This is a genomic window from Nocardia neocaledoniensis (assembly GCF_029868625.1).
Lineage (GTDB): Bacteria > Actinomycetota > Actinomycetes > Mycobacteriales > Mycobacteriaceae > Nocardia > Nocardia neocaledoniensis_A.
Genome location: NZ_JARWOJ010000308.1, coordinates 1 through 5,930, shown reverse-complemented (window position 1 = coordinate 5,930; position 5,930 = coordinate 1). Strand labels below are relative to the sequence as shown.

Here is a 5,930-nt window from a genome sequence, read left to right as displayed (position 1 = left end):
CACCGTCGAGTTCTGCCACCCCGGATCGGTCATCGTGGCCGACACGACGTACTTGTGCTGCCGGTTCAACGACTCGGTGATCCCGGTCCGGTCGTCGACCTGCTCGGGCCAGTACCCACGAAAGTCCTCGAAGGTCTGCCTACCGAGTACCAACGCGTCGGAAGCGGCGGTCTGCCGGTGCAGCTCGGCGAGCTGCTCCGCGTTGCTCGCCGCCGGATCGAACCAGTCCCCGAGCATCTCCACCGCGCCGTCGACGGTGATGTTCTGCGTGATCGTCAGTGTTCGCACGAAGCCTCCTCAGTCGACGAATCCCTTCAGTGCAGACTGCGCGACCCTCGCGAATTCATCGGTCGGCGAGCTCACGGATTCATCTCGTACGCTCCGGCCAGCGACCGCGCCTCGGCGTACACCCGGTCGAAGCGCCGCTCGTCCGCGACCGGACGACGCACCAGGTCCATGGCTCGTTTCTGTTGCGCCGGTGTGGCTTCGGGCTTGCCGTGCAGGGCGACCGCGTGCCGGGAGAATTCGCGGACGAAGCCGTCGAACAGCTGGTCGATCACCGCGCGGTCGGTACCTTCGATGCGCGCCTGCTCCAGCACCAGCTGCGCGTAGGGCACCGCCGTGAACAACTCCCCGATGACGAACAGGAAGTCGACATCACGCTGCTGCCGCGCGGTCGGGCCCGCGGCGGCCAGCAGCGCCTGGAAGGCCCGCACCTGCTCGAGGAACACCGCGACATTGGGGACATCGGCGAATTCCTCGAACACCGGCAGCCAGTCCGCGAAGCGCACCTTGCCCAGCCCCGAACTCGGCCCCTGCCGGAACAGGAATTCGTCGTCGGCGCCGTCGCGCCTGGTGGGTACCGGAGCGTAAGCGGCGCTGGCGAATTCGTCGCGCAACGGCTTGAGCACCGCGCCCGCGCGCGACGCGAGCTTACGGCTCGACCAGGACAGCGCACTCGCGACGGCCCGTGTCGTCCCCGCCGGAGCGACGGCCGCACCGGGCAGCGACCGCAGCACCGCCAGCCCGGCATCGGCGGGATGGAACATGTAGTTGGCCATGAACTTCAGCGACAGCGCCATATTGACGTGCACCGTGCCCTCCAGCCGGGGCAGGCCGAACATGGCAGTCATCGCGATCGGGAAGTACATGTCGTTCTCGAAGCCGCGCGCCGCGATCACATCGGCCAGGTCCTCGATCACGCGCTGCCCCTGCCTGGTCACCGACATCTTCTCGATGGCGTTGAACAGCAGATAGCGCCGGTCGTCCTGGTTCGCCGAGCGCATGTAGTCGACGGCCCGCTCGCTGTAGAGCTTCATGCCGATCAGGCGGGCGTACGTATCGGTGATCAGCGCGCGGACCTGCGGGAACTCGGTCACCCGGTGGCCGAACAGGATGCGATTGTCCGCATGGTCGACGGCCTCGTAGAAGGCGTGCTCACAGGCGCCGATGGCACCGAATCCGAGGTTGAACTTGCCGATGTTCACGGTGTTCATCGCGGCGTGGAAGGCGTCCTCACCGGTGTGCAGGATGTCGTCCTCGGCGACCGGATAGTTGTCCAGCTCGAACGCGGCGACGTAGATCTGCGAGGCCACCACGTTCTTGCGCAGCTGGTACGCCTCGTGCGCGCTGTCGGCGACGAAGAACAGATAACCCTCGTAGTCGGCGTCGGTCGGCTTCTGTCGCATCGCCGCGGCGCTGTCGATGATCGGCTTGTCGGAGCGCCGGCCGAACACCGACACCATCCTGGCCAGGTTCCCGTTGCCGATGTAGTACTTCGCGCCGCTCGCGGTGTAGCTGCCGTCGGCCTGCGGGTCGACGATCATGTCGGTGGAGTACACGTCGGCGCCGTGCTGCTGCTCGGACAGGCCGAAGGCGAAGATCTCCCCGGCGTCGAGCAGCGCGGCGGCCTTGCGCTTGGCGGCGACATTGCCGCTCTGCCAGATCGGCCCGAGGCCGAGGATGGTGACCTGCCAGATGTACCAGTACGTCATGCCGTAGAAGCCGAAGATCTGGCTGAGCGCGGCGTTGCGCGCGGTGTCCCAGCGCTTGTCCGGGTCGCCGTCGGCGAACTCCGCCGGGGTGAGGAACGTCGCGAACAGCTTCTCCCGCTTCACGAAGTCGACGAACTCGGCCGGCCACACCCGCTCGTGATCGTCGCGGATCAGCCGCTTCTTGCCGCGGGCCTCGAACCACTCCACGACGGTGCGCAGCAGCGCGCGCGTGGCCGGATCGAACTGCGCGAAATCGCTGTTCTTCGGGTGGAACAGGGCCTGGGACATCATCGACTCCTCATCGGAAGAACACTTCCTACATCACTGTAGTAACTCTTCCTACACGAGTGAAGGAAAATTGTCGCGTTGCTATGGTGGTGAACGTGGGTAGCGAGACAGCCGTGGCGCGGCGACGAAGAGCCGCACACCTGGGCCCGGAACGCCGCCGCCCCCAGGTGCTCGACGCCGCACTGGAGATAGCCGTCGAGAGCGGGGTCGCCGGGGTGACCATGGGCGCGGTCGCCGACCGGATGGGCGTCACCCGGCCCGTGGTCTACGCGTGCTTCCCCGACCGCGTCCAGCTCATCGAGGCCCTCATCGAGCGCGAGGAGAACTACCTCATCTCCGGCGTGATCGAAGTCCTGCCGCCCCGAACCACCAACGCCGACGAGACCGTCTTCGTCGAAGGCTTCCGCGCCCTTCTACACAAGGCCGCCAGCCGCCCCGACGCCTGGCGCCTCGTCTACGGCAACCCCGACCCCGCCGTCGCGGGCTCCTTCGGCCGCGGCCGAAACCTCGCCGTCACCCGCTGCACCGCCCTGCTCCGCCCCACCCTGCACGCCTGGGGCACCGAGAACGCCGACCACAAACTCCCCGCCCTGGCCGAACTCTGGGTCTCCGCAGGCGAAGGCGCCGTCCGCACCCTCCTGACCGCCGAAACCCCCTGGACCCCCGACACCCTCGGCGAATTCATCGGCGCCGCCGTCTACCGAGCCATGCGCGCCGCCTGAACCGGCCCGCTACAGCGGGCAAAGAGCAGCACAGTCCGGGCAGCGCCTGTACCTACTGAAAATAGGTTCCGACCAGGGACAACCCGTCACGATGACCTTGTCGGTCGTACCACAGACAGGAATACGCTCAGGCGGAGCCGCCGCATGCGCGAGCTCCTCACCCTTTCGGATGAAACGGATGCCGGCGTACCGCTTGTCAACGCACCACCGGACCCGGCAACGACGAAGGTCCTTCCCGGAATCCGGAAAGGACCTTTGACCTTTGGAGCCGCCTGGGGGAATCGAACCCCCGACCTTTTCATTACGAGTGAAGCGCTCTACCGACTGAGCTAAGGCGGCGTGCCGTCAGGCGGTGTGAGTCTATCGTCTCCCGGTCGGAACGCGAAAACGGCAGGTCATTCGCTGTCGGAAACGACGGCTGAGCGGCCGATCAGGTGGAGCGGGCGGTGATGAGGGTGGCGACCATGGCGGCTACGGCGAAGCGGGGTTTCACGTTGAGGTCGAGAGCTTCGCGGCAGGCGAGGACGGCGTCGATGCTGCGGAGAAGGCCCTCGGGGCGGACGTTGGTGGCGAGGTCGGTGATCTCGTCGGCCATGTCGGGATGGGTGAGGGTGATGGGGGTGCCGCGGCCGGCGAAACGCATGGCGAGGGCGTCGCGGTACATCCCGGCGATGTCGATGAGGGCGCGGTCGAGGGCGTCGCGGCCGGTGCGGGTGGCGCGGGACTTCTGGCGGCGCTCGAGTTCCTTGAGCACGCCCGCCGAGCCGCGAGTCGCCGAGGCGGCACCCTTGCCGGTACCGCCCGCGCCGAGCGCGGTGGCGAGTTCGTCGCGTTCGCGATCGTCGCGTTCGGCGCTCATCAGTTTGGCTTCGTCGTCGGCCGACTTCACCAGCTCGTCGGCGGCGGTGTAGGCGGCACCGGGCCGTTCCGTCGCGCCGACCAGGGCGAGCGCGCGCTGACGACGCTTGCGCGCGTCCTCGTCGGTCGCCAGCCGACGCGCCCGGCCGACATGCCCGCCACTCACCGAAGCCGCCCATTCGGCGGTCTCGGCGTCGAGCTGATCGCGCTCACGCAGCACCTGCGCGATCGCGGGGACGGTGGGCGTCACCAGGTGCACGTGCCTGCATCGGGAGCGCAGCGTGACGGAGATGTCCTCGGGGTCGACCGTCGGCGCGCACAGCAGGAAGACCGTGCGGTCCGGCGGCTCCTCGACCACCTTGAGCAGCGCGTTCGCGGCGCCTTCGGTGAGCCGGTCGGCGTCCTCGACCACCACGATCTGCCAGCGACCGGTACTCGGCCGCCGCGAGGCGATCTGCACGATCGCGCGCATCTCCTTGGTGCTGATGCTCAGGCCCTCGGGGATGATCCGGCGCACGTCACCGTGCGTGCCCGCCACGGTGGTCGTGCAGGCATGGCAGCGACCGCACCCGACGATGTCGGGATCGGTGCACTGCAGCGCGGCCGCGAAGCACAGCGCCGCGACCGACCGACCAGAACCCGGCGGACCGGTGAACAGCCACGAATGCGTCATCGCGCCGGTCACCACCCCGGCACGGGCCGCCGTCGCGGCAGCGGTCAGCTCGGCCTCGACCACGTCCTGGCCGACCAGTCGATCGAAGACACCTGCCACGCACTACACCCTAGCCGCGCGGTCCGACACCTCGATCGACGACCGCGCGGCACCTGTCAATCCGCGTCGGTACCAGCGGCTTTCGCCGCCGCCTTCTTCGCGGGCGCCTTCTTGGCCGCGGTCTTCTTGGCGGCCGTCTTCTTCGCCGCCGTCTTGGTGGCCGTCTTCGTCGCGGTCGACTTGGCGGCGGTCTTCTTCGCCGGCGCCTTCTTGGCCGCCTTCTTCGCCGTCGTCTTCTTGGCGGCCTTCTTCACCGGACCCCGCGCGCGGCGATCGGCGAGCAGCTCGGAGGCGCGCTCGTCGGTGATCGACTCGACCTCGTCGCCCTTGCGCAGGCTCGCGTTGGTCTCACCATCGGTGACGTACGGACCGAACCGGCCGTCCTTGATCACCATCGGCTTCCCCGTCGCGGCATCGTTGCCGAGCTCGCGCAGCGGGGCCGCGCTGGCAGCCTGCCGCCCCCGCCGCTTCGGCTCGGCGTAGAGCTTGAGCGCTTCCTCGAGGGTGACGGTGAACAGCTGTTCCTCGGTCGCCAGCGACCGCGAATCGGTGCCCTTCTTCAGGTACGGGCCGTAGCGGCCGTTCTGCGCCGTGATCTCCTCGCCGCTGGCGGGATCGTTGCCGACCACCCGCGGCAGCGACAGCAGCTTGAGCGCGTCGTCGAGGGTGATCGTCGCCAGGTCCATCGACTTGAACAGCGATCCGGTCCGCGGCTTGACCTCGGCGGCCTTCTTCGTCGTCTTCTTCGCCGGGGCGGCGGACGGGTCGGGCGCGGGCGGCTCGGGCAGCACCTCGGTGACGTACGGGCCGAAACGTCCTTCCTTGGCGACGATTTCGTGCCCCGAGACCGGGTCGACACCGAGCGAGCGCCCCTCCTGCGGTGTCGAGAACAGCTTCTCGGCCACCTCGGGGATCAGCTCGTCGGGCGGCAGATCGTCGGGCAGGTTCGCGCGCTGCGAGACCGGATCACCGTCCGGGTCATCGGGATTGACGACCATCCGCTCCAGATACGGACCGAACCGGCCGACCCGGACCACCACATCGCGGCCCTCGTCGTCGACGAACATCTTGATCGAGTTCACTTCGCGGGCGTCGATGTCGTCGAGCTGCTCGCCGACCATCTTCTTGAGGCCGCCCGAGCGCGCCACCGAGCCCTCGGCACCGTGATCGCCACCGAAGTAGAAGCTGGACAACCAGTTTCCGCGCTGCTCGCGGCCACCGGCGATCGCGTCGAGGTCGTCTTCCATGGCGGCGGTGAAGTCGAAGTCGACGAGCCTGCCGAAATACGCTTCGAGC

Annotated in this window: 5 protein-coding genes and 1 tRNA gene; 1 reads left to right on the top strand and 5 read right to left on the bottom strand. The window is 68.2% G+C overall.

Annotated elements, in window-relative coordinates; genetic code table 11:
• Together QH270_RS22940 and QH270_RS22935 are read right to left on the bottom strand one after the other, a co-directional pair.
• The coding region (locus QH270_RS22940; RefSeq protein WP_432420411.1) for a dihydrofolate reductase family protein at positions 1-288 on the bottom strand (288 nt) is incomplete at its 3' end.
• Positions 289-359: 71 nt separating this feature from the next.
• Complete coding sequence (locus tag QH270_RS22935; protein WP_432420410.1) at positions 360-2,285, bottom strand: acyl-CoA dehydrogenase family protein; 1,926 nt, start codon at positions 2,283-2,285, stop codon at positions 360-362.
• 92 nt (positions 2,286-2,377) lie between these two features.
• On the opposite strand from QH270_RS22935, the gene QH270_RS22930 reads away from it, so the two are divergent.
• Positions 2,378-3,004 (top strand): TetR/AcrR family transcriptional regulator, encoded by a 627-nt coding sequence (locus QH270_RS22930; RefSeq protein WP_280346019.1) that lies wholly within the window; start codon positions 2,378-2,380, stop codon positions 3,002-3,004.
• A gap of 263 nt (positions 3,005-3,267) precedes the next feature.
• Here the strand turns inward: QH270_RS22930 and QH270_RS22925 are convergent.
• The 3 genes from QH270_RS22925 to QH270_RS22915 form a co-directional block, all read right to left on the bottom strand.
• A tRNA-Thr gene (locus QH270_RS22925) sits at positions 3,268-3,343 on the bottom strand.
• Positions 3,344-3,434: 91 nt separating this feature from the next.
• A complete protein-coding gene (locus QH270_RS22920) occupies positions 3,435-4,634 on the bottom strand; it encodes a DNA polymerase III subunit delta' (RefSeq protein ID WP_280346017.1) in 1,200 nt (399 codons plus the stop codon).
• A gap of 56 nt (positions 4,635-4,690) precedes the next feature.
• Positions 4,691-5,930 (bottom strand): topoisomerase C-terminal repeat-containing protein (locus QH270_RS22915; protein ID WP_280346013.1); only part of this gene is annotated, 1,240 nt, incomplete at its 5' end.